This is a genomic window from Streptomyces sp. NBC_00568 (assembly GCF_026341855.1).
GTDB lineage: Bacteria > Actinomycetota > Actinomycetes > Streptomycetales > Streptomycetaceae > Streptomyces.
This window is the reverse complement of record NZ_JAPENW010000002.1, coordinates 81,645-103,931: the sequence shown is the minus strand read 5'-3', so window position 1 is coordinate 103,931 and position 22,287 is coordinate 81,645. Positions and strand designations below refer to the sequence as shown.

Here is a 22,287-nt window from a genome sequence, read left to right as displayed (position 1 = left end):
GCGAAGTCGCACCTTCGCCAGCCTGCCCCTGTCCCTCCAGCCCGCACCCCGCCCCCTCGTGTCCGTGCCGTACTGCCCACGGCCGGGGTGAGGTCGCGGAGCGGGACGCTCTCGTGGCTGGTGTCGGTTCGGTGTAGCGCAGCTCGCCCGACTCGGTCGGCCAAGAAGTCGATCAGCTCCTAGGACGCCAAAAGTATCGAGTCGATGGCGCTGAACCTGCTCCTGAGACGGTGCCGCGCGGCCCTGGGTTCATCAGTAGACGCGGGGATTCCAGCATGAGTGGAATCCCGCGCCCTGCGAGTTCAGAACAGGGCAGTACTGGCGCAGAGTGACGGAGCTGGCTTGCCCGGGTCTGAGAACCGTCACCACGCCACTCAGAAGTGCCCGCCGAGCGCCTCCCTCCTCGTCCATGACCTACCTGTAGAAAGAGAAGCCATGATCTTCATCACCGTGAAGTTCCGTGCCCGTCCCGATCGCGGCGCTGATTGGCTCGACCTTGTCGACAACTTCACCCAGGCCACCCGCCGGGAGCAGGGCAACTTGTTCTTTGAGTGGTCCCGCAGCGTCGATGACCCGAACGTGTTCGTGCTCGTGGAAGCGTTCCGTGATGCCGACGCTGGCCGGGAACACGTCGAGTCCACGCACTTCAAGCTGGCAACGGAGGCCATGTCGCACGCCGTCGCGCAGACACCTGAGATCGTCAGCGTCGAGATTCCGGACCGCGAAGGATGGGACCGGATGGCAGAGGTGTCTCCCCGTGAAGCATGACGATCCCTACGGCGACGGCGCAGTCATAGTTGGCGGTCCGCCAGCCGTGCGCACGCTGACGGCCGTGACCATAACCAAGGTCGCGGTCGGCCCGATGGACAACAATGCTTACCTGCTGCGTTTGCCGGGGGGACAAGATCCACTGGGACCGCGTGACACTTACCGCCTACCACATCGCGGGGCACACCCCAGGCTCCATCGTCCTGCTGTACGACGATCCGCAAGGACCCCCGCATCTGTTCACGGGGGACTGCCTCTTCCCTGGTGGAGTGGGTAACACTTTCAAGGATCCGGCAGCTTTCGCCCGGCTTCTTCATGGAGTCGAAACCAAGACCTTTGATCGACTGCCCGATACCACTGTGATTTATCCTGGTCACGGTCGCGACAGCACGGTGGGCGCGGAAAGGCCGCACCTGCAGGAGTGGCGGGAGCGAGGCTGGTAGCGGCCTCGCCACGCTGAGAGCTATAGAGCAAGAGGAACGAAAGGGCAGGTGCCATGCCGGGTCAGACCGGACCTCGGGCAGCGGACCGCACCCTCGAGGTGCTGGAACTCGTTGCTGAAGGGACCGATCCGGTATCGGCCAAGGCATTGGCCCGCAGTCTCGACTGCGCGTTGTCCACTGTGTACACCTTGCTCACCCCGCTTACCGAGCGGGGCTACCTGGTACGCACAGAGGGCGGGTATGTGCTCGGCTACCGTGTCTCCGCCCTGCACCGTTCCTTCCAAAAACAGACGGGTCTGAACGACGGCATCGACGGCCTGCTGGTGCGATTGCGGCACACGACCCGTGCTTCGGCCAATTACGTGGCCTACCAGGGCGACGGCCTCGTTATTGCGGATGTCAGAACTGTCGCCGCTCAGGGCCGGAGGCGGACCGATCTTGGCATCGGTGTCGATCCGCGTAGCCACGCCTACGCCCACGGCAAGATTGCACTGGCGGCTGCGGGCCCCGCAGCCCGTCGTCGATACCTCGAAGAACCCGGCTTGCGCCCGTTCACTCCGCGCACGATTGTGTCCGCCGCACGACTTGACGAGGAACTGCGTCGAATCCGACGCTCCGGAATCGCAGTGGATGTCGAGGAGGCCCAGCCAGGACTAGCCTGTCTTGCAGCGCCGGTACTGGGTGAAGACGGAACTGTGGTCGGAAGTGTTGCCCTGTCCGTCTCTCCGAGCCAACTTCGCTCACACCGCGCCCAGTTGACAGCAAGCGTCCGACGAGCGGCCAACGAAGCCACCCAGGCAATCTGCCGCTGACGGTCGTCCTCTCTTGCCGGCACCGCCTTGCTCGTGCCCCGGGCCCGGGCTTTCGCCCAAACACGCACCCCGCTCTGGCAAGTGCCGGACAGGCGCTTCGCAAGGATTCCCTCGATCCCGTCGCCTTCAAACGGATCTTGCCCAGAGCAGGAATGACCCCAGACTGACCGCCGCTTCGTAGGAAGTGGCGGTCATGTCGTATCTGGCGGCGATGCCTCGGAAGCCTTTGAGCCGGTTGAAGCAGCGTTCGATGAGGTTGCGTCGGCGGTAGATCTGCCGGTCGAATGCCGGTGGCCGGCCTCCGCGGCGATCAGAGGCAGCAGTGAGCTGGGACGGTGCCGCCGGATGCGCTGGCGGCATTCGTCCTCCGTCACCAGCCGGTCGTACAGGTAGGCTGCCCTCCCGCCTTGATCCTCGCCGCGAAGACATTGTTCGAGGGGGTTTCTCCTGGGCCGGTGCGGACGTGTTTTGCGGCACTCGGCCCTGTCCACGTGGCTGTGCGCGGGCGCGGGCCCGGCCGAAGTGGCCCAGCGTGCGGGCAACTGCGTGGAGGTCTTCCTGCCCCGGTACGCGAAGTGTCGCTATGCCTGGCGCGGCGCAGCGTTCAGTATTGCTCGGTCTCCACGAAACCCGCCTCCGCGTCGTTGTCCGCGCCGAGGGCGGCGGCGGTCGGGTTGAATCCGGGCGGGCTGTCCTTGAGGCCCAGGCCCATGCCGGCCAGCTTTTCCTTGACCTCGTCGATGGACTTCGCGCCGAAGTTGCGGATGTCCAGGAGGTCGGCCTCGGAGCGGGCGACGAGCTCACCCACGGAGTGGACGCCCTCACGCTTGAGGCAGTTGTACGAGCGGACGGTGAGCTCGAGCTCCTCGATCGGCATCACCAGATCGGCGGCGAGGGCGGCGTCCACCGGGGACGGGCCCATGTCGATGCCCTCGGCTTCGATGTTGAGCTCACGGGCCAGCCCGAACAGCTCGACCAGCGTCTTGCCGGCCGACGCCATGGCGTCGCGCGGACGCATGGCCTGCTTGGTCTCGACGTCGACGATCAGCTTGTCGAAGTCGGTGCGCTGCTCGACACGGGTCGCCTCGACCTTGTACGTGACCTTCAGCACCGGCGAGTAGATGGAGTCGACAGGGATGCGCCCGATCTCCTGGCCCACCTGCTTGTTCTGTACGGCGGAGACGTAGCCGCGGCCACGCTCGACGGTCAGCTCCATCTCCAGCTTGCCCTTGCCGTTGAGCGTGGCCAGGACCAGATCGGGATTGTGCACCTCGACACCGGCCGGGGGCGCGATGTCGGCGGAGGTCACCAGACCCGGACCCTGCTTGCGCAGGTACATCACGACCGGCTCGTCGTGCTCCGAGGAGACGACCAGCTGCTTGAGGTTGAGGATCAGGTCGGTGACGTCCTCCTTGACGCCCGGCACGGTGGTGAACTCGTGCAGGACACCGTCGATGCGGATGCTGGTGACAGCAGCGCCGGGGATCGACGAGAGGAGGGTTCGGCGCAGGGAGTTGCCGAGGGTGTAGCCGAATCCCGGCTCCAGTGGCTCGATCACGAACCGGGAGCGGAATTCGTCGACGACCTCTTCGGTCAGGGACGGACGCTGAGCGATCAGCACGTGGTGTTGCCTCCCGTGGTTTGGCGCCGCTGGGTGACGCCGTGGACACCACGAAGGGTACGGGCGGTACGGGCGATACGGTCTCCGCAGCGCCCGAACCGCACGACTCCCCAACCCACTGAGGAGGCTTCGGGCCTCCCCCCTTCGCCCGCCGCCCCCACGCGCTTCTTCACCGCCCGCGTCCAGGTCGCGGGCGCCAGGACGGCCAGGCAGGCATGCGCGGCCCTGGCCGTGTCGTGATTATGGCGTTGGGCCAGGAGATCGCCGGCGCACGGGCTACGAAGACATGGTGCGGGCCGCGGTGGTGCCTGCCCTGCGCCAAGCGCGACGATCGGGAACGAACCGAGCAGTTGCGGGCCGACCAGGAAGCGCGAGAACTCGCCGAGAGGCACGGCGCGACGAGGTCGCCTCCTTGAGCGAGTGGGCCCGGGCCGTCCTGAGCGACCCGGACACGGTCGTCCTCGACTCCGAGACGTCAGGACTGGACTGGGACCCCCGCATCGTCGACCTCGGTGTCCAGAAGGTGTCCGGCGACGTCCTGGTGGACACGCTCCTCAACCCGGGCGAGCCGATCCCCATCGACGCGAGCGGAAACCGACGAGTTCCCGGATTCCCGCAGCAGTTTGGGAGACAATTCGCCGGTGATTGTGGCTAGTTTTTGTGCGAGCCCGGCGGGTTCGGAGCTTCCCACTCCCCCCGCTGGCGCTTCCACTGACGATGCCTGATTTTGAGTTCCGCGATCTTTACTCGGTCTGCCGACCTGTGCGGATAGGTCTCTCGACAGATCTTGGCGACTCCCGCGCAAGTGGCTCTGACGAAGGCGATGGCGAGGAGCATCACCAGAAGAATGATCAAGGCCCACGAAGGAAGCTGATCGGCGAAAGCAAGAATTGCGCTCACCAGGCTGCCCTCGGAGAGATCGCTTCGATCGAGTTGTAGGGCTGGCGGCAGCAATCGTGGTCGGGCACGATCTTCCGCATGCGGTCGACGTGGACCTCGGCGTAGTACTGAAGGCGCCGCTTGATGCGTCGCCCGAACTCCCGGGAATACCCGAGCTCGGTGGCCAATTTCTGCCATTTGACCGGCCGGTTTTGTCTCGAGAGCTCGTTCACGACGTGCTCCTCGGTGGGCGACAGCTGGGTGAGAGAGAGGATCGAGGCCAGGCACCGGTGAGAGTCGAGGTACTCGATGTTGTCCAGTGCCTCTGTCTCTGTGTCGGTGCCGCCGGCCAGTAGATCACCGAGGGTGTCTCCTGCGGGCGTGAGAGGCTCGTCCAAGCACTGGATGGGACCATAGTTGGCCTGAAGTTCCCAAAGCGGCTTGAGGTTCCTGGTTGCCCTGGCGACGCGTGCTTTGAAGTCGCGGAGAACAGCCTCATCATCCGCGATGTCGAGCCCTTCCGGCCACTCCTCAAGCAGAGCCGTGGTGACCGCCTCGTGGCAGCCATCAGGCTTCCTCCCGAGCCAAGTCGTAATGAATTCGTCCACCACGCGGTCCATGCCGCTGAGGAATCCCTCCAGCGCGTCCCTTGCGGCCCTGAAGGCTCGTCCCTCCCGAGCAGGGCGGATGGCAGCAGCGAACGGGCGGGCCGCTGGTTCCCGTTCCGCAACCGCGTCGAGGAGCTCCTGGACCAACACCCCCGAGCTGCTCACGTAAATTGCTTCGGGAATTTGCCCGTGACCGGCAATGTGGACCAGGGGAACTTCGCCGTCGAGCAGCGCGGCAGCGTCCGCAAGGCCTGAGTCCAGCGGCAGCGTGATCAAGCGACCGTCGTGAGATCCACGAATCCGGCCGATCTTGGTCTCAGCCGTCCAGAACTCGCCGCCAGCGGTCCACCCGCAGAAGTCGACGCCGGTGTCTTTGTTGGTGCGGAACCGGATGTCCTTGGCCGCCTCGGCCAGGAACGACCGCTGGTTCTCGGAGGGCAGGCCAGGGGCTTGGGAGAGCTTGCCTGCGCTGCAGCTGTCGACCAGCACCATCAGAGAGCGTTGGAGCGGTGGAGGAGTGGACATTGCTTCCTCTCAGGAGTCAGAGCTTCTGACTTCTAGCTGCGGCGCGAGCCCGGAGTGACAGAAGAATTCTTTCAGGCCCTCACCCCCCCCAGTGCTTCGTGGCTGAGGCTCCGACGCTTGAGCGTCGTGTGTGCAGGTCGCAGCCCACGTCTCGTCACCGCGTCTTTGACGCGTTCGGCGCCGGGGCCGAACCCGATTTCCTCGTCGGCGGTGTGGTGCTCGTACAGGTCTTGTTGATCACAAGCCGCCATGAATAGCTGCGCTGCGAAAGCGCCTCACGCACGTGGACGGGGGCAAAGCGCCCCGACGGCGGAGAAGACAGGCAGATGGCTCGGAGCAACTCGCCATAGCGAAGGGGTCCACACCTTCCAATGCGGACCCTTCGCCCTGCTACTCGTTGCGGCGATGCCAGAAGACCCAGGCGGCCTGCAACGGCTGGATAGTCTTCGAAGGCGAGGCCAGCCAGTCGCTGACGCCGCCGCGTGTCAGGACCTGGGGCCGATCGGTCGGACCCCGGTGGTGCGAGTCAGAGGCCGGGGTTCGGGCCGGGTGTCCAATGTGGGCATGATCTGCAAAGCGGCCCTGGTCCGGCTCGGCCGGGCGCCTGCATAGGGCAGTGCGAGGGGCCTTCATTAGGGTTGCCAAACTAAGACGGGCCGTCGTGAGGTGCCCTTGCAAGTGATGCGGCACACACCTGCCGTGGGGAAAGGCAGGACATGGAAGCACCGCCACGCGGCACTGTCGCTGATCGCGTGAGCACGGCGAGGCGCAGCGCATTCGTCGGCAGAGAGACCGAACTGGCCCTGCTGCGTGACGCCCTCGCCGGACGGCCGGGTGCCGCCTCTGTGTTGTACGTGCACGGCCCCGGCGGCATCGGTAAATCGACGCTCATGCGGCAGTACGCCAACGAGGCCCGCGCTGCCGGCCGACCGGTGGTCCACGTCGACGGCCGCGCCCTGTCCTCCGCACCGGAGGCTTTCGAGAAGGCGGCCGCGGCGGTCGTGCACGCGCCGGGTGCGCTTCTGCTCATCGACACCTTCGAGTACTGCCAGAGCTTGGAGGGATGGCTGCGCGAGGAGTTCCTGCCGAGCCTGGCCGACGACGTACTGGTGGTCGTGGCAGGCCGGCACGCGCCGGACGTCAACTGGGCGGCGGACCCCGGCTGGGCCGACGTGCTCAAGGTGGTGGCGCTGGACGACCTCAGCGCGAGCGAGGCGGAGCTCTTCCTGGAGAGACGAGGAGTCGCCCCTGCTCATCGCCAGCCTCTGCTCGCCTTCGCCTCCGGCCACCCACTCGCGCTGGCGCTTGCCGCTCATGTGGCCAGGACGGGAGGCATCGACCTCCCCGCCTCCGGATCCTGGAGACCCACCCCTGAGGTCGTCGCGTCCCTGCTGCGCCAGATCCTGGGACATCTGCCGGGCCCGCGGCACCGCCTCGCCCTCGAGGTCTGTGCCCAGGCTCATCTGACGACCGAGACACTCCTGCGTGCCGTGGTGGGTGATGACGCCCCGGAACTGTTCGCGTGGATGCGGGAGCAGCCGTACGTGGACCACTGCGCCGAAGGGATCTTCCCCCACGACATCGTCCGGGAGGCACTGGCGGCCGACCTGCGGTGGCGGGACCCGGAGCGATTCGACCAGTTGTACCGGCACCTGCACGGGCACCTGCTGGAGCGGATCGCCTCCGTTCCTTCCGAACGGCTGCTGCACGCGGTGGGTTCACTCCAGTTTCTCTACCGGGGCGAGGGACACATGGCCCAGAGCCACTTGTGGCACCTCCCGGGGCTGGTCGAGGACCACCCGTACGGGCCATCTGATGAGGCCCACGTGCTGGCTCTCGCCGAACGGGCAGAAGGCCCCGGCTCGGCCGAGACGGTCCGCTATTGGCTCCGGACCCGGCCACAGGACTTTCGGGTGCAGCGGTTGCGCGGCACGGCGCCTGCGGTGGCCTTCTCCGCCTGGCTGCGACCGGAGCCCGCCCAGGGGCGCGAGCACGACCCGATCGCTGCCGCGGCCTGGGACCATGTCGCTTCACACGTCCCGCTCGGACCCGGGGAGCACATCGCCCTCGGCCGATTTCACGTCCACCCGCGGCACTATCAGCGGCCCTCGCCGGTGATGGACCTGATGCTCTGGCGCATGCTCGGCGAACTCCTGCGGGACAGCGGACTGGCGTGGTCGTTCATCGTGCTCCGCGACGACGGCTTCTGGAACGCGCACATGGAGTTCTGCGACATGACACCGCTGGAGCAGCCCGTCGCAGTCAGCGGATCGGCCTACCGGATCTTCGCCCACGACTGGCGTGACCTGGCGCCGGGAGCGTGGCTGACGGACAAACAGCAGGCACTGATGTCCGGCACGGACGAGGGCTTCGCCGACGCTGGTACGCCTGTTCCCCGGCCCCGCGCTCCCCTCCCTCCGCCGACGTTGAGCCGCCCGGAGTTCACCGCCGCGGTCCGCTCCGCACTGCGCGACCTGACTCAGCCGCCGGCCCTGGAGTTGAACCCCTTGCGTCACAGCCGCCTGGTCGCCGACCACGGCATGACACTGCGGGACGTGCTCGCCAACGCCGTCGCATGCCTCGTCACCGAACGCGGGGGAGACAAGGCACTCCGGGTCGCCACTCTCGCCTTTGTCGAGGGAGCACCCACCCAGGAGGCGGCAGCCCGGCGATTGAACATGCCGTACAGCACCTACCGGCGCCACCTGACCGCCGCGATCTCGCGCATCGAGGAGGTCATGTGGCGTCACGAGGAGACCGGCCTGCCGCTGCTTCCCCCGTGACAACGCGGCAGTCCGCGGAGTGCCCCCTGCTGGGCACTCCGCGGACTGCCGCGCCTCCCCGGTCACGGTCGCCCGTCGGTCCCCGGCCGCAGGACCACCTTGCCGACGGTGGCCCTGGTCTCCAGGGCGTGATGGGCCTCGTCCGCACAGGCGAGCGGGAAGGACTGGACGACGGGGCTCAGTCGTCCGGCCGCCGCCCACTGGAGTGCTGTCTCCTCCAGCCTGCGGATTCCGCCCGGCAGTCCGAACAGCGAGGGACCCACCGCCAATTGGGAGGTGATGCCGTACTTCTCCAACTCCTGAGGGGAGAAGCTGGTGAACCGTCCCTCGTCGGAAGCCCAGCCGAAGTACAGGTGCCGCCCTCCGTCACCGAGCGACTCGGCCGCGGTCCGGCCGAGCCGGCCGCCCACCCCGTCGAGGACGACGGTCGACGGTACGCCGCCCAGCGCCTCGCGGAGCAACTCCTCCCAACCGGGCAGGGTGTAGTCCACGGCACCGTTCGCGCCCTGCTCCCGCACCACGTCGAGCTTCTGCCCGCCTCCGGCCAGGCCCACGACCACGGCACCCGCCCCCCGTGCCGCCTGCACGAGCAGTGTGCCCAGGCCTCCGGCGGCCGCCGTGACCACGACGACATCCTTGGCCGACAGGGTTGCCTGCTCCAGAATGCCGATCGCGGTCCGCCCGGTTCCGATCATGGTGACGGCGGCGTTGTCGTCGAGCCCGTCGGGAATGCGGTGCAGGGAATCGGCCGATGTCACGGCGTGCGTGGCATAACCACCGTTGCGCTCGTGCCCGAGATAAGCGACCACCCGTTCCCCGAGCCATCCTGCGTCGACCCCCGCGCCGACGGCGTCCACAACGCCCGCTGCCTCCCGGCCCGGTGTCATCGGCAGGCGCGGCAGTGCCATCCCCATCTCGCGCCCCGCGCGCAGCACGGTGTCCATGAGGTGGACCCCCGCCGCGGTGACGGCGAGGCGGACCTCGCCCGGGCCCAAAGACGGTGGATCTACCTCTTCGTACACCAGCTTGTCCGGTGCGCCGAAGGCATGTTGGCGTATCGCGTACATGGTTCCTCCTCTTTCCGTGTCGGCTCGCTCGGCGGCCGACGTCCTGCCCGGCGTGCGGAGGCTCAGCCCCGGCGTTCGGTCAGGAGGGACAGAACCTCGGGGACCGGGGTCATCGCGGCGATGTTCCGGGAGGCCGCTTCGGCGGCGGTCCGGAACGACGGCTGCCGCAGTACGCGTGCGACCGCCTCGCCGGCTTCGTCCGCCGAACCGATGACCTCCGCGGCACCCAGCGCGGCCGTGCGTTCGGCGTTGAGGGGCTTGTCGAGGCCCATGGGCCAGATCACCATCGGGACACCGGCACCGAGCACCGAGAGCACCGTTCCGGCACCACCGGAGGAGACGACCGCGTCCACACCCTGGAGCAGCAGTCCCATGGGAACGAATCCGGTCACGTGGACGCCGCTGCCACCCACCGGCAGGGTCTCCGTCTCGGACGACGGCGGGAGCGCGACCACGACGTTCACGTCCTGCCCGGCGAGCGAGGCGACGATCCGGCTGAGCGCGTCCGCGTCGTCGATGATCGTGCCCAGGGTTACGAGGACCCGGGGCAGGTGCTCACGGCCGGGGAAGGACGGCGCCTGCCAATCCGTGCCGGCCTCGGACGCGTGCGCCTGGGGCCGGATGGTGATGCGGTCCGCCGACGGCTCCCAGTCGTCGCGCTGGAGGCAGTCGGGCCAGGGGTCGACGGTCGCCGAAGGCCGGGCCAGCGTGATGCCCCGCTCCGCCGCACGGTCGGCAGCTGTCGCCCACATGGCCTCGGCCAAGGGGGACTCCAAGGCGATACCCACGCCGTGGGAGGCCCACGGCACGCCCAACTGCGAGGCCACCAAGGGGCCGAGGAAGTCCGCGGTCTCCGCTATCACCAGGTCCGGGGCGAAGTCGCGGGCCGCCGTCAGGGCGTCGTCCGCGCCGAGGTCGAGACGAGTTCCACCGAAGAACTCGCCCGCGGTGGCCGGGCTCATGTCGGTGGCGGCGTTCTTTCCGGTGCGCCGCTGGAACTCGCCCAGGGTGTCCTCGAGCGTCGCGCCCGCCGTGTGGACGGTGGCGGGAGCGACCACCCCTCCAAGGGAGGCGTGTGTCAGGAACGCGGTGGTGTGACCGGACAGGCGGGCCGCTCTTTCGAGGGGGAGCAGTGGCAACAGGTGACCGTAGGCCGGCGTGCCGGAGAACAGGATGCGCATGGAACACCTTCAGCAGAGAGAACAGGGGCCTGCGCGGAGCGCGCCCGTGGTCTGGGACGCGGCAGTGCCCGCACGAGTCCGGTCGTCGCAGGCCGTGCGGCCTGCTCTGGACCTCGTCGCTTCATCATGCGGGTCATGACCGCTCATGCAATGCCGCGGTGACTGCTCACCTCTGCTCAATTCCGCCACCACGCGGCCACGCTCCCGCTGCCCCTATCAGTGCGCGCGCGGACAACGGCTGAGCGAGCGGAGCTCATGTTCGGGGCCCGGCCCGCGTGGCACTCAGCCCGCCCCGACTCCCGGTGAGCCGAGTGGAATCGGGCCCACTCCGCTCCTATAAAAGAGATCATTTCAGTTGGTCAGTCTGCGGTGGCATATGAGGGTGCTGCGATGGCAGTGAAGGCGAGGAAGTGTTCCGGCTTTCGCTCGTAGCGGCGGTGGAGTCGGCGACAGCCGGACAGCCAGGACATGGTCCGCTCCACGACCCAGCGATGTCGGCCCAGATGCCGGGATGACTCGAGCCCCCTGCGGGCGAGGCGGTGCGGGATGCCGCGGGAAGCAAGCCACCGCCGCAGGTAGCGGTAGTCGTAGCCTGTCGGTCGGTATCTCTGCCGCAGATGAGCTCATATCTGGTGGGCTAGGCTGTGCGGCTATGAATACCGGGACGGCCTTGCGCCACACACGGATCGGTGACCCGGGGCTCTTCTGAGCGCCGTACGGGCCGGTTTGGGCCTGCTGTTTGATCGAGGCTCTTGCGCTGCTGCGCGTGCTCCGCCTCCGTCGTGTTGATCACAGGCTCTGCACATCAACCACGACAGGAGCATTATTCATGCCCACCAAGACGCTGCGGATTCCCACCGCGGACGGCCAGGCCGACGCTTTCGCCGCCTTCCCCGACCACGGCGAGCGGCACCCAGGGGTGCTGATGTACGCGGACGGCTTCGGCATCCGGCCCGTGCTGGGGGAGATGGCCCGCGAACTGGCCGGGCACGGCTACTACGTGCTCGTCCCCAACTCCTTCTACCGGCACGGCCCGGCACCGCTGGTCGAGCTTCCCGAGTACATCGGAGAAGAGGTCCGGCCCGCGGTCTTCGCCCAGCTGATGCCCCTGATCGAGGCACACACCGCCGAACGTGTCCTGAGCGACGCCGACGCCTACCTCAGGTTCCTCACCACTCAGCCCGAGGTCGGCGCCGGACCGGTCGCGGTGACCGGCTACTGCATAGGCGGCCTCTACGCAATGCGCACCGCCGCGGCCCACCCCGACCAGGTGGCGGCCGTCGCCGCGTTCCACGGCCCCGTGGGTGTCGATGGGGCCAATCTCTTCTCCAAGATCACCGCCCAGGTCCACCTCGGCCACGCCGAAGGCGACGTGACACCTGAGGCCCTCGGCGAGCTCAACCAGGCCCTGGATGCGGCAGGTGTCGGCTACACCTCCGAGATCTACCCCGGCACCATCCACGGCTTCACCATGTCCGACACCGACGCTTTTAGCGTCTCCGGGCTGAAGCGCCACTGGGATCGCCTGCTCCCCCTTCTGGACGGCACCCTGGCCAACAGCTGAGGCTCCAGCCCGGAAACCAAGCCTGAAACGGCCGCGCCCAGCAGACGGCATGGCGGGCCACACCGATGTCTCCATGGCCGTGGCCCGCCTCTGTCGGATCGGGGAATGCCCACGGGTGTTGAGCTGCACGGCCGCCGCTGGTGGCCGCGCCATGTGGTGCAGGACCGGATCGATGCCGGAGACCAGAGGCACCACCCCGAACGCACCGGGGCGGGCCGCCGGCCAGGCGACCCCCGCAACCGAGCACCCCGCCCTAATGGCGATTCGTGAAAACGGCCAGGGGCGCTCCCCGCCTCACTTGGTTGGCTCGTGATGTATGTGGGGAGGTTGGGGAGCGAAGAGCGGGCCTTGATCACCGGTGGCTAAGTTGGGGCCATGACTGGTGACTGGCGGATGGATCGGATCGGGGCTGCTCTGCGAGGTGAGAATCCGACCGTGCTGCGGCGGCTTGAGGCGGGATTCGCGGTGATCGGCGACGTTCAGTTCTTGCCGGGCTACTCGGTTCTCCTCGTGGATGAGCCAGGTGTTCAACGGCTGTCTGATCTGCCGAGGGCAAGGCGGCTGTCGTTTCTGTCCGACATGGACCGGCTCGGAGAAGCCGTTGAGCGCGTCTGCCGACGCCTGGACCCCGGCTTCCGCCGGGTCAAAATGGAGAATTTGGGGAACACTGACCCGTTCTTGCATGCTCACGTCTGGCCACGGTTCGAGTGGGAGCCGGCCGAGCTGGTGGGCAAGCCTGTGTGGCTGTATCCGGGTGACCGGTGGAGTGAAGCTTCCCCTTGATGTTGGACACCTGGAGACTGGGACGTGAGGTTCCAGAGGAAGTAGTGCCAGGTGGGAAGCAAGAGCAACCGCAGCAGGCGGTACACGGAGGAGTTCAAGCGTGACGCGGTCGCGCTGGTCCGGTCCTCCGGCAGGACCGTCACCGAGGTGGCCCGGGAGATCGGGGTCAGCGCCGAGGGGCTGCGGAACTGGGTCAAGCAGGACGCGATCGACCGCGGGCAGGGGACGTCGGGCGGGCTGACGAGCGCGGAGCGGGAGGAACTGCGTCGGCTGCGACGGCAGAACCGTGAGCAGGCCGAGACGATCGAGGTGCTGCGAAAAGCGGCGGTCTTCTTCGCGAAGGAGAGCGATCGATGAGCGAGGTGTACGCGTTCATCGAGGCGGAGAAGACCACCCACCCGGTCGCTCTGTTGTGCCGGCTGCTGAAGGTGGCCCGGTCCTCCTTCTATGCCTGGCTGGCCGGCGAGCAGGCCCGCGCCGCCCGCCGGGCCGCCGACGACGCCCTGGCCCACGAGATCACTGTGCTGCACCTCGCCTCCCGGTGCACCTACGGAGTGCCGCGCATCCACGCCGGGCTGCGCAGGGGCTGGACCGGCGGGTCAACCGCAAGCGGGTGGAGCGGATCATGCGCGAGCGCAACATCGCCGGGGTCACCCGGCGCAAGCGCCGGTCGCTGACCCGTCCGGCGAAGAAGGCGGTGCCCGCTCACGACCTGATCGGCCGCGACTTCACGGCCCCGGCCCCGGGCCGGAAACTGGTCGGCGACATCACTTACATCCCCACCGACGAGGGCTGGCTGTATCTGGCGACCTGGCTGGACCTGGCGACCCGCGAGATCGTCGGCTACTCGATGGCCGACCACCACCGCGCATCCCTGGTCGTCGACGCACTGGCCATGGCTGCCGGCCGCGGCCGGCTCCAGCCCGGCTGCATCGTCCACTCGGACCGCGGAGCGGAGTACACCTCCGACGAACTCCGCCGCGAGATAAGCCGGTTGGGGCTACGGCAGAGCATGGGCCGAACCGGTTCGTGCTTCGACAATGCCGCCGCCGAGAGCTTCTTCGCGCTGCTGAAAGCGGAGATCGGCACCCGCCGCTGGCCCGACCGGACCACCGCCCGCGCGGAGATCTTCGCCTTCATAGAGATCTTCTACAACCGCAGACGGCTGCGGAAGCATCCGGCCTGGGGCTACCTCACCCCCCTGGAGACCCGACAGCGACACGAGCAAGAACACGCCCTCGCAGCGTAAGCAACGAGTGTCCAGCATCACGGGGAAAGTTCAGTCGGCGACGACACCCTGTGGGGCGTCAACCGCCGCAGGAAAGGCGCCTCGAACACGCTGGCCGCACTGAAATCGATCCGCGCCTCGCGCCCGGACGGCGCCCCGATCTACGTGATCATGGACAACCTGTCCGCCCACAAAGGCGCCGACATCCGCCGCTGGGCGAAGAAGAACAAGGTCGAGTTGTGCTTCACGCCGACCTACGCCTCATTGACGAACCCGATCGAGGCCCATTTCGGACCGCTGCGGCAGTTCACCATCGCCAACTCCCACCACCCCAACCACACCGTGCAGACCCGGGCCCTGCATGCCTACCTAATCCCTTGCTAACGGCAGTGCTGTAGGAGGTCTCTTCCTTCAGTCTGTTCGAGCAGGATCGCGATGCCTTCGGCAACCCTGGCTCGAGAAGGCCTCTGTGTAGACCGGCGGGCGGTCCTGGTGTTGTGGTGGTGGCGGTCGCGTGGACGTCGGGTGGATGTCTCATGCCTACCTGGCCTCTGATGCCTCAGCGCAGATCGGTAACGCTCGGCGTCTTCGCGCCCGCCGCCACTGCCTACATCTCACTGATTGATCACTCGTTGGTGTTGGTGGTGCGAGCCCATTCCACGGTGACTTCTTGTGATGCCCGAGCCGCTTGAGCTCCTGCATAGACCGAGGCCCGCGGGGTGCGCTGGTGTCACGAACGGCTAGTGAGGTGGCGGACCAGCCTCTGTGCTGAGTCCTGGGATTAGGTCGCTGCGTGGCCCGCTTGTGCTCGTGACCAGCGCAAATACCTACCTATCGGAAGGGGAGGACCCTTGATCTACTGTGGCATTGACTGGGCAGAACGGACTCACGACGTCGCCCTCGTCAACGACACTGGCGAATTATTGGCCAAGCGGCACATCACCGACGACGCGGCCGGCTACCAGCTGCTGCTGGACCTGCTCGCCGAATACGGCGACACCGAGGAGAACCCGATCCCGGTGGCCATCGAAACGTCCCGGGGCCTGCTGGTGGCAGTGCTGCGGACGGGCAAGCGGAAAGTGTTCGCGATCAACCCGATGGCCGCCGCCCGCTACCGTGACCGGCACAGCGTCTCCCGCAAGAAGTCCGACCCCGGTGACGCTCTGGTCCTGGCGAACATCCTGCGCACCGACATACACGCCCACCGTCCGCTGCCCGACGACAGCGACCTGGGCCGCGCCATCGCAGTCCTCGCCCGAGCCCAGCAGGATGCGACCTGGAACCGGCAGCAGATCTCCAACCAGCTCCGCTCCCTGCTACGCGAGTACTACCCGGCCGCCCTGGACGCCTTCGCCACCTGGACCAATGGTCTGTGCCGGCCCGAGGCACGCGAGGTCCTCAAGACCGCCCCGACGCCCACAAGGGCCGTCAAGCTGAGCCGCGCGCAGATCCAGGCTGCGCTCAAGCGGGCCGGCCGCAAACGCGGCATCGAGGCTGAGGCCGACCGCCTCCGCGAGATCTTCCGCGCCGACTGGGCCCACCAGCCGCTCCTGGTCGAGGACGCGCTCGGCAAGCAGATGCTCGCCCTCCTGGTCCAGCTGGAAGCCGCCTGCACCGCCGCCGACGACCTCGCCACAGCGGTCGAAGAGGCGTTCCCCCGACACCCGGACGCCGAAGTGCTGCTGAGCTTCCCCGGGCTCGGCATTCAGTTGGCCGCCCGGATCCTGGCTGAGATCGGGGACGACCACACCCGCTTCGCCGACGCCCGAGGCTTGAAGGCATACGCCGGTGCCTCGCCCATCACCCGCGCGTCCGGCAAGAAGTCCAGCATCACCCGACGCTGGGTGAAGAACGACCGCCTCAACCACGCCGGCTACCTCTGGGCCTTCGCTTCCCTGCGGCCATCGGCCGGAGCCAACGCCCACTACCGGCGCCGTCGCGAGACCGGAGACTGGCACGCGGCCGCGCAGAGAAACCTCTTCAACCGCATGCTCGGCCAGCTCTACCACTGCCTCCAGGACCACGAGTTGTTCGATGAACAGACCGCCTTCCCCACGGAGCTGACCGCCGCGGCTTGACGGCATAGCAACGTGAGGTGTCTGCGCTGGCGTAACGCCAACGCCCGCCACCGCGATGTCCTCGCCGCCGAACGCAAGGAACGCGCCCGCATCCGCAGCGAGAAAGGCATCCGCTGGGGCGGACGCCCTCTCAGCACGGCGGCGCACGACGCCGGGGGCGGGGCTGGAGGTGAGGCTGATCGCTGAGACGAGCAGCCCGCTGCCGGTTTCACAAGGGTGACCTTGTTCCCTGACCCCCTGTTACCGGGGGTGAATCACAGCAGCCAGGTATGCGACGGTTCTCCCACCAACGGGTGAGTACTAAGGCTCACGATTTCAGCCCCGTTGCCGTCGCAGCAACTGCCGTTGATGACTGAGTACTTATACCTGTTGTTGACCAGGAGGACCTTCGTTGCAGCAGAGTCCCAGTCCTCCCAGTACTGTTCGGACTTCAGCCCGTCGCATGGTTCTGTGACCGGGGTCCAAGCGCTCTGACTCTTGCCGGTGAGGCATCGTCCGGTCGCCACATTTTGGACCATCATCCGATTGCCGTCGCGGTACGTGTTCCATTTCTGAAACGAGTTGTTTGAACCACAACTCTTCGCGTAAACAGATCCGCCCGTGTCGCTGTCCAGGCAATATCCCGTAGCCGCGTTTCTGAATTGCAGCACGACCGGCTGGCCGGCTGCTGCTGCAGCATTGGTCGGTGTCATGAATACGAAAGCACACGCGACAGCCCATATCATGGAGAGGATGGCTTTTAATTTCATTGGATGATTTCAGCTTCCTTCGAGATCCAACGTGAATGATTCGCATGGAGGGGTTTGGGTGGTGGTTGCGTATGGGTGGGCAGTGCCCCAAGTGGCTGGAGCGACGGTGAGTATGGCAGAAGAATAGGCAGCTCAAAAGGTGAATGTCTGATTCCGTTTGAGGTTGGAGCAAGGCATGGAAGCGGTTCGTCAGCTATTGCTCTTTGCAAAGCTGCCGGTTCCGGCTTCGACGAGGATCCCGAGCTTGACCTCGACCTTGCGTGTCGGTGCCGATCTGGCAGTTTTCCGCGCGGCCCGCAGTACCCGGTACTGGCGCTGGACACCGGCGGATTTGGTGCTTTTGTTCAGGAAGTCGGTGTCATCGCAGATCAGGACACCCTCGATGCTGCTGCACCGGTGGCCGTCGATGTTCACGGGCTCGATGCGCCCGTTGCCGTTCTGCTGCCTGTAGACGATTTCTGACAGGTCTTCCCAGTTGTTCTCCAGGTCGGTTCCGAAACCGCCCAGGTTGTTGTGGAAGCCGCTGGCGTCGTCCGTTTCTCCGCCGGATCCGATAGAATTCGCGATCCGGTTTTCGATCCAGCCGAATCGGGCCGCTTCGGAGGTCGCGCCGATGATGGCGGCGAGTTCAGACCTGGCATTGTTCCAGTTCTGATCGGTGAGCCTCTGGATGGTCTGGATGGCGGTCCAGAATGATGGCCCCGAGAATGCCTGCCTGCCGCGGGTCTCGGCATTGGCGAGATCCTGATAATGCGAGGAGTAGGGCAAGTTGCGGAACAGGTGGACGGCGCCTGGGTACTGGTTTGCGAACCATGTCGTCAGGTAGCCCGGCGCATCGCTGAACCTGTAGTTCTGCCCCACGATGGTGAAACCATCGAGGTAGAGGTTGTCGAGGCGCAGGTAGAGAGAGATGCGATGATTGTTGACCAGGTCTCCGTTGTCGACAATCATGATCTCGATGTAGCGCTGAGTCTGCTCCGTGGTTCGCATCAGGCCGGTGCCGATGTTATAACCAGAGAGCACCCGTAGCTGGTTCACCATGGCCCGGTAATTACGCTCTGCCTCCCTGCTGCTTCCGTTACCCAGCCCCGTGTATTCCATGTGATCCGCGACCAGTAATTGCTGGTGGCGGCATGCGCGAGCGGGATGGACCTCACTTGAGTCATGCCGAGCACAGCCACGAGTGAAAGCAGTAACACCATCAGGTGCTTCACGTAGCCGCTGGCGGGAGCCTTGCGCTCATGTACGATAATCTCCGTTCTCGCGGTCTGCTGTTCCTGACGCACCACCTTCGCAATCCCTGCTGACGCTTCGCTAACGTTTCGCTAACGTCGATCCTTTCGCGGTGGTCCGCCGGTTCATCCAGCGGACCGTCTCGGCTGGTTGGGCTGGTCGTGGACCAGCAGCGGGTGCCGGCTACTCCCGGGCAGGCGCTTGCCCCTCGCCCTGCCGGTGGAGCGGTGTGCCCTGTGCCGTTCGGAAACCCATCGCTGCAGCTCACGCCGCATATCTGTATTCGTTGATCAAGCCGCCTAACACTCGAGTACACGGGAGTCGCTGACCGGTTGCAGTCGTGGTGGGCCTTGGGTGTTCCTGGCCGAGCGCCATCAGCCCGCGCGCCGACGACCGCGTGCCGGTCATTGCCGCCGAACTGGCCGCCGCCGAGGCGGGAAACCGGACCGTCACCGCCGACCAGGTGGCCCACCGCTACGACGTGAGCCGACGGACCGGTGAGCGTCTACTCGCCGCCGCCCGCCAGCACCTGCAGCAGCGCTCTTAGCGTTTTATGTGGGTGCTAGCGCATTTGGGCCGAGACGGTCAGCCCACAGGGACCGGAGGCACTGACAGATCGGCGCCGCTGTTTCCAGAGCCCTGCACGCGCCAGAGTCCGCCCCCGATCGGCACAGACCGCTCCAACATCACGGCGCCGTAGGCATCTGGCCAACGTGTCAACTCCGACCACGTGATATCCACCAGGTTCGCGCCGGTCAGGCTCACGTCGGTCAGGTCCGCGCCGCGCAGGTCCGCGCCGGTCAGGCTCACGTCGGTCAGGTTCGAGCCGCGCAGGTCCGCGCCGCCCAGGTTCGCGCCGGTCAGGATCGCGCCACGCAGGTCCGTGTGGGTCAGGTCCGCGCCGCCCAGGTCCGCGCCGGTCAGGATCGCACCGCGCAGGTCCGTGTGGGTCAGGATCGCGCCGCCCAGGTCCGCGCCGGTCAGGTCCGCGCTGGCCAGGTACGCGTGGGTCAGGTTCGCGTCGGCAAGGTTCGCGTGGGTCAGGTTCGCGTTGGCCAGGATCGCGTAGGTCAGGTCCGCGTTGGTCAGGTACGCGTTGGTCAGGTCCGCGTAGATCAGGCGCGCATAGGTCAGGTCCGCGAGGATCAGGCGCGCGCGGGTCAGGTCCGTGTTGGACAGGTCCGCGTGGGTCAGGTTCGCGTCGCGCAGGTCCGCGCTGGCCAGGTTCGCGTCGCGCAGGTCCGCGTCGGTCAGGTTCGCGCTGGCCAGGTTCGCGCCGCGCAGGTCCGCGTTGGACAGGTCCGCGCCGGCCAGGTTCGCGCCGGTCAGAGTCTGGCGGGACAGGATCCCTTCGAGCAGGACCGCGTCGGTCATGTGACGGGGGCGGGCGCCGCCAGCCAAGAGCACTCGGGTCCACCAGACAGATGCCTCAATGCTCAGCCAGGGACGCGAAGGTCGCGCGGCCCGGACCACACGGGCAAGGAGGGTGTCAGGATGCGTCTTCACGGATCTCCCCATCCTCAGTTGCGCGCGGAAGTGGCGGAGCGGCGCCTGCCTGGCCGCCCTCAATCGACGCCGGGCTGACTGGCGGTCCGCCAGCCAGCCCGACCTCTACACCGGAGAGGATGCCCCGGATCGTGGCGGGGGCACCGATGCCGAAGATGAAGGCAGGCCACGGCCCACTCATCTGATCGTGGGCGGCAGCCGCCACCACGGCACCTAGGACAAACCCGCTCCCCAATACGAACAGTCGTGGTCCCAGCTCCTCGTGCCTACGCTGCCACGGCCAGCGGTACCCGCCAGACATGATGGATGCGCAGAGAGACACGAGCGAAGCGGCTCCGCCGCCAGCCAAGCCCCACAGGGCTGCTTGCCACCAAGTCATTGTCTGACGGTAGCCACCTATAACGGCTACTTGTAGGGAAAGCTCAACTTTCGGATGTTGCGATCTACATAGTCCGTCGCTGTCACAGGCCCAGCTCTTCCAGCCGCGAGCCCATGGCCCAACTGCTGCCCGTCGAGCAGGCGGACGCCGCCCTGGCGAGAAGCGGTGGTGGCCGCGGGAGCGGCTCTCGTGTTCACCGGGGTGACGGCGGTGCCGGCCGGGGCGGCGGCGCCGGACCGGTTAGAGGACCTGTTCGTAGGTGACGGTGGCGGTCGGGCAGGCCTCGGCAAGGCGGGTCAGCGCGTCTCGCTCGGCGGTGTCCGCCGTCAGCTGCCAGCGGAGCTTGTCCGCCACCCAGTCCGCGGCGTACTTGCACTGGTCCGCCGGCACGGGCAGCCAGGCCGCCGGGTCCTTGTCCGCCTTGGAACGGTTGGAACTGCCCGAGACCGCGATCAGGCTGTTCGGCGCGCCCTGGTCGTTGGCGTAAGCCTCACGCCGCGCCGCCGTCCAGAGCGCTGCACCTGAGTCCCAGGCCTCCGCGAGCGGGACCATGTGGTCGACGTCGAGCGACGACGCGGAAGTGACCCACACCTGGTCGTACTCCGACCACCACCGCCCGCCCGTCAGCGCGCACTTCGGCCCGACCTCGGGAGCCAGCACAGCCTCGGCCAGGATGACCTCCCTGCTCTGCGAGGGGGTTCTCCCGACGGGATTTCCGCGCGGGTGGGTCAGGTGCGTACGAGCTGGACCTCCAGGAGGAGGTCGAGCTTGTCGGAGAGCAGGAGCTTCTCGCCGCCGATCGGGACGTTGAACTCCAGGCCCCAGTCTTCCGAACTCCGAAAAATCTGGATCGCGCCTCAGCACCGCGACCGTCACGCTCATCGGGCCGGACCTGGGCGGCGAGGTCAGCGTCAGGGCTGTCTACGATGCCGCCGGCTGATGGCGCGACCCCGACGGAGCCGGTGGCGCCGCCCGCCCGTACCGATTAGGCCGCGAAGTCCGCCAGGTCGAGCGGTACTTCCTCGCCCGCGTAGCGGGCACCGACGTGGACCCCTCCCGCGCCACGCAGCCCGACAACATCCGCGAATACCGCTGGTGGACCCCGGCCGAACTCCGATCCACCCGAGAAACGGTGTACCCCGTCGGCCTCGCCGACCTGGTCACGGCAGTCGCCGAGGGCCGCACCCCAGAACAGCCCGTCGTGCTCGCTGGCTGGCCCACGGCCCAGCCCTCCTCCCTGTCCCAGGTGCCGACAGCCGTGGCAGAGGGTCTCCTGCCCCGCACCCGCGGAACGATTTCCGAACCCACCGTTCCATTTGCGTCAGATGGCGGGTTAAGGTCACGTTCCGAGAGGATCTTGCACGGAGGTGCCGGGGATGGAGAACAGCACGCCAGGATGCGCTGGCCGCCCTCCAGGTATACGGACCGTCGAGGGTGGTCTCACGTCTCGCCAGGCCGCCATCGTCCGGTACATCACCGAGTCCGTGGCCCGGCAGGGCTACCCGCCATCGATGCGCGAAATCGGCGCAGCCGTGAAACTCTCCTCGACGAGTTCAGTCGCTCACCAGCTCATGGCTCTGGAACACAAGGGCGTCCTCTACCGCGACCCCCACCGACCCCGCGCCTACCGGGTACGTTCCTGGGCCCCCGAGCTCGGCAGCCGGAGCGAGGCGGACCCGGTCCAGGTGCCGCTCGTCGGCCGCATCGCCGCCGGCGCCCCGCTGCTCGCCGACGAGATGGTCGAGGACGTCTACTCCATGCCCCGCCAGATCGTCGGCGAAGGAGACCTGTTCGCCCTGACCGTGTCCGGCGACAGCATGATCGACGCGGCGATCTGTGACGGCGACATCCTGACCGTCCGCCGCCAGGACAGCGCCGACCACGGCGACATCGTGGCCGGCCTTCTGGGCGACGAGGCCACGGTCAAGGTCTTGCACCGGCAGGACGGCGAGGTCTGGCTGATGCCGCGCAACCCGGCGTACGAACCGATCCCCGCCGATGACGTTCAGATCCTCGGCAAGGTCGTCGGCGTCCTCCGCCTGCTCTAAGGTCCTGACCCACGGGGGCGGGGCGGCTGTGA

Annotated in this window: 19 protein-coding genes and 6 pseudogenes; 15 read left to right on the top strand and 10 right to left on the bottom strand. The window is 67.1% G+C overall.

Annotated elements, in window-relative coordinates; translation table 11 throughout:
- Positions 1-435: 435 nt before the first annotated feature.
- The 3 genes and pseudogenes from OOK38_RS32800 to OOK38_RS32790 all read left to right on the top strand — a co-directional run bounded on the left by OOK38_RS32800 (position 436) and on the right by OOK38_RS32790 (position 2,023).
- Positions 436-768, top strand: coding sequence for a putative quinol monooxygenase (locus tag OOK38_RS32800; RefSeq protein ID WP_266849622.1), 333 nt, complete (start codon positions 436-438; stop codon positions 766-768).
- Positions 758-1,211, top strand: a pseudogene (locus OOK38_RS32795) (MBL fold metallo-hydrolase). The gene OOK38_RS32800 and the pseudogene OOK38_RS32795 overlap by 11 nt, the downstream one beginning before the upstream one ends.
- 53 nt (positions 1,212-1,264) lie before the next feature.
- On the top strand, positions 1,265-2,023 hold the full coding sequence (locus tag OOK38_RS32790; protein WP_266849620.1) for an IclR family transcriptional regulator: 759 nt from the start codon (positions 1,265-1,267) through the stop codon (positions 2,021-2,023).
- Positions 2,024-2,149: 126 nt separating this feature from the next.
- Here the strand turns inward: OOK38_RS32790 and OOK38_RS32785 are convergent.
- Positions 2,150-2,311 (bottom strand): annotated as a pseudogene (locus tag OOK38_RS32785) (IS5/IS1182 family transposase); the annotation flags it as partial.
- Between the two features lie 180 nt (positions 2,312-2,491).
- On the opposite strand from OOK38_RS32785, the pseudogene OOK38_RS32780 reads away from it, so the two are divergent.
- Positions 2,492-2,701 (top strand): annotated as a pseudogene (locus OOK38_RS32780) (hypothetical protein); the annotation flags it as partial.
- Here the strand turns inward: OOK38_RS32780 and OOK38_RS32775 are convergent.
- Positions 2,628-3,644: a DNA-directed RNA polymerase subunit alpha gene (locus OOK38_RS32775; RefSeq protein WP_266849618.1), complete on the bottom strand. Its 1,017-nt coding sequence runs from the start codon at positions 3,642-3,644 to the stop codon at positions 2,628-2,630. The pseudogene OOK38_RS32780 and the gene OOK38_RS32775 overlap by 74 nt on opposite strands.
- A gap of 412 nt (positions 3,645-4,056) precedes the next feature.
- On the opposite strand from OOK38_RS32775, the gene OOK38_RS32770 reads away from it, so the two are divergent.
- Positions 4,057-4,299 carry a hypothetical protein gene (locus OOK38_RS32770; protein ID WP_266849616.1) on the top strand — a complete coding sequence of 81 codons (243 nt, stop codon included), beginning with the start codon at positions 4,057-4,059 and terminating at the stop codon, positions 4,297-4,299.
- Between the two features lie 241 nt (positions 4,300-4,540).
- Here OOK38_RS32770 and OOK38_RS32765 read toward each other — a convergent pair whose 3' ends face one another.
- A complete protein-coding gene (locus OOK38_RS32765; RefSeq protein ID WP_266849615.1) occupies positions 4,541-5,623 on the bottom strand; it encodes a hypothetical protein in 1,083 nt (360 codons plus the stop codon).
- A gap of 785 nt (positions 5,624-6,408) precedes the next feature.
- On the opposite strand from OOK38_RS32765, the gene OOK38_RS32760 reads away from it, so the two are divergent.
- Positions 6,409-8,439: an ATP-binding protein gene (locus OOK38_RS32760; RefSeq protein ID WP_266849613.1), complete on the top strand. Its 2,031-nt coding sequence runs from the start codon at positions 6,409-6,411 to the stop codon at positions 8,437-8,439.
- 62 nt (positions 8,440-8,501) lie between these two features.
- Here OOK38_RS32760 and OOK38_RS32755 read toward each other — a convergent pair whose 3' ends face one another.
- From OOK38_RS32755 to OOK38_RS32745, 3 genes and pseudogenes are all read right to left on the bottom strand, one after another.
- Positions 8,502-9,506 (bottom strand): zinc-binding dehydrogenase, encoded by a 1,005-nt coding sequence (locus OOK38_RS32755; protein WP_266849612.1) that lies wholly within the window; start codon positions 9,504-9,506, stop codon positions 8,502-8,504.
- Positions 9,507-9,568: 62 nt separating this feature from the next.
- Positions 9,569-10,687 (bottom strand): glycosyltransferase, encoded by a 1,119-nt coding sequence (locus OOK38_RS32750; protein ID WP_266849610.1) that lies wholly within the window; start codon positions 10,685-10,687, stop codon positions 9,569-9,571.
- 351 nt (positions 10,688-11,038) lie between these two features.
- Positions 11,039-11,280: pseudogene (locus OOK38_RS32745) on the bottom strand (transposase); the annotation flags it as partial.
- Between the two features lie 236 nt (positions 11,281-11,516).
- On the opposite strand from OOK38_RS32745, the gene OOK38_RS32740 reads away from it, so the two are divergent.
- The 7 genes and pseudogenes from OOK38_RS32740 to OOK38_RS32710 all read left to right on the top strand — a co-directional run bounded on the left by OOK38_RS32740 (position 11,517) and on the right by OOK38_RS32710 (position 16,340).
- Entirely contained in the window at positions 11,517-12,251 is a 735-nt protein-coding gene (locus OOK38_RS32740) for a dienelactone hydrolase family protein (RefSeq protein WP_266849609.1), read from the top strand.
- 375 nt (positions 12,252-12,626) lie between these two features.
- Positions 12,627-13,034 (top strand): diadenosine tetraphosphate hydrolase, encoded by a 408-nt coding sequence (locus OOK38_RS32735; RefSeq protein ID WP_266849607.1) that lies wholly within the window; start codon positions 12,627-12,629, stop codon positions 13,032-13,034.
- A gap of 51 nt (positions 13,035-13,085) precedes the next feature.
- Positions 13,086-13,391, top strand: a complete 306-nt coding sequence (locus tag OOK38_RS32730; protein ID WP_266849605.1) for a transposase — start codon at positions 13,086-13,088, stop codon at positions 13,389-13,391.
- Positions 13,388-13,711 carry a hypothetical protein gene (locus tag OOK38_RS32725; RefSeq protein ID WP_266849603.1) on the top strand — a complete coding sequence of 108 codons (324 nt, stop codon included), beginning with the start codon at positions 13,388-13,390 and terminating at the stop codon, positions 13,709-13,711. The genes OOK38_RS32730 and OOK38_RS32725 overlap by 4 nt, the downstream gene beginning before the upstream one ends.
- Positions 13,660-14,283, top strand: coding sequence for an IS3 family transposase (locus tag OOK38_RS32720; RefSeq protein WP_266849601.1), 624 nt, complete (start codon positions 13,660-13,662; stop codon positions 14,281-14,283). The genes OOK38_RS32725 and OOK38_RS32720 overlap by 52 nt, the downstream gene beginning before the upstream one ends.
- Positions 14,284-14,313: 30 nt before the next feature.
- Positions 14,314-14,646 (top strand): annotated as a pseudogene (locus tag OOK38_RS32715) (transposase); the annotation flags it as partial.
- Between the two features lie 467 nt (positions 14,647-15,113).
- The gene (locus OOK38_RS32710; protein ID WP_266849599.1) at positions 15,114-16,340 is read left to right on the top strand and encodes an IS110 family transposase; all 1,227 of its coding nucleotides are present in this window, start codon (positions 15,114-15,116) and stop codon (positions 16,338-16,340) included.
- A gap of 254 nt (positions 16,341-16,594) precedes the next feature.
- Here the strand turns inward: OOK38_RS32710 and OOK38_RS32705 are convergent, their stop codons facing one another.
- Both OOK38_RS32705 and OOK38_RS32700 read right to left on the bottom strand, forming a co-directional pair.
- Entirely contained in the window at positions 16,595-17,032 is a 438-nt protein-coding gene (locus tag OOK38_RS32705) for a ricin-type beta-trefoil lectin domain protein (protein WP_266849597.1), read from the bottom strand.
- A gap of 246 nt (positions 17,033-17,278) precedes the next feature.
- Complete coding sequence (locus OOK38_RS32700) at positions 17,279-18,130, bottom strand: ribosome-inactivating family protein (protein ID WP_266849595.1); 852 nt, start codon at positions 18,128-18,130, stop codon at positions 17,279-17,281.
- A 532-nt stretch (positions 18,131-18,662) separates the two neighbouring features.
- On the opposite strand from OOK38_RS32700, the gene OOK38_RS32695 reads away from it, so the two are divergent.
- On the top strand, positions 18,663-18,869 hold the full coding sequence (locus OOK38_RS32695) for a hypothetical protein (RefSeq protein ID WP_266849593.1): 207 nt from the start codon (positions 18,663-18,665) through the stop codon (positions 18,867-18,869).
- 38 nt (positions 18,870-18,907) lie between these two features.
- On the opposite strand, the gene OOK38_RS32690 is transcribed toward OOK38_RS32695, so the two are convergent.
- On the bottom strand, positions 18,908-19,696 hold the full coding sequence (locus OOK38_RS32690; RefSeq protein ID WP_266849591.1) for a pentapeptide repeat-containing protein: 789 nt from the start codon (positions 19,694-19,696) through the stop codon (positions 18,908-18,910).
- A 751-nt stretch (positions 19,697-20,447) separates the two neighbouring features.
- Positions 20,448-20,888, bottom strand: a pseudogene (locus tag OOK38_RS32685) (HNH endonuclease family protein); the annotation flags it as partial.
- Between the two features lie 695 nt (positions 20,889-21,583).
- On the opposite strand from OOK38_RS32685, the gene lexA reads away from it, so the two are divergent.
- Positions 21,584-22,255, top strand: a complete 672-nt coding sequence (lexA, locus tag OOK38_RS32680) for a transcriptional repressor LexA (RefSeq protein WP_266849589.1) — start codon at positions 21,584-21,586, stop codon at positions 22,253-22,255.
- The last annotated feature ends 32 nt before the right edge of the window (positions 22,256-22,287 follow it).

Coding starts and splice junctions, on each gene's coding strand:
- OOK38_RS32750 (WP_266849610.1), bottom strand. CDS start 10,687: ATGCGCATCCTGTTCTCCGGCACGCCGGCCTACGGTCACCTGTTGCCA.
- OOK38_RS32800 (WP_266849622.1), top strand. CDS start 436: ATGATCTTCATCACCGTGAAGTTCCGTGCCCGTCCCGATCGCGGCGCT.
- OOK38_RS32740 (WP_266849609.1), top strand. CDS start 11,517: ATGCCCACCAAGACGCTGCGGATTCCCACCGCGGACGGCCAGGCCGAC.
- lexA (WP_266849589.1), top strand. CDS start 21,584: ATGGAGAACAGCACGCCAGGATGCGCTGGCCGCCCTCCAGGTATACGG.
- OOK38_RS32705 (WP_266849597.1), bottom strand. CDS start 17,032: ATGACACCGACCAATGCTGCAGCAGCAGCCGGCCAGCCGGTCGTGCTG.
- OOK38_RS32725 (WP_266849603.1), top strand. CDS start 13,388: ATGAGCGAGGTGTACGCGTTCATCGAGGCGGAGAAGACCACCCACCCG.
- OOK38_RS32720 (WP_266849601.1), top strand. CDS start 13,660: ATGCGCGAGCGCAACATCGCCGGGGTCACCCGGCGCAAGCGCCGGTCG.
- OOK38_RS32690 (WP_266849591.1), bottom strand. CDS start 19,696: ATGACCGACGCGGTCCTGCTCGAAGGGATCCTGTCCCGCCAGACTCTG.
- OOK38_RS32735 (WP_266849607.1), top strand. CDS start 12,627: ATGACTGGTGACTGGCGGATGGATCGGATCGGGGCTGCTCTGCGAGGT.
- OOK38_RS32755 (WP_266849612.1), bottom strand. CDS start 9,506: ATGTACGCGATACGCCAACATGCCTTCGGCGCACCGGACAAGCTGGTG.
- OOK38_RS32700 (WP_266849595.1), bottom strand. CDS start 18,130: ATGGTGAACCAGCTACGGGTGCTCTCTGGTTATAACATCGGCACCGGC.
- OOK38_RS32790 (WP_266849620.1), top strand. CDS start 1,265: ATGCCGGGTCAGACCGGACCTCGGGCAGCGGACCGCACCCTCGAGGTG.
- OOK38_RS32765 (WP_266849615.1), bottom strand. CDS start 5,623: ATGGTGCTGGTCGACAGCTGCAGCGCAGGCAAGCTCTCCCAAGCCCCT.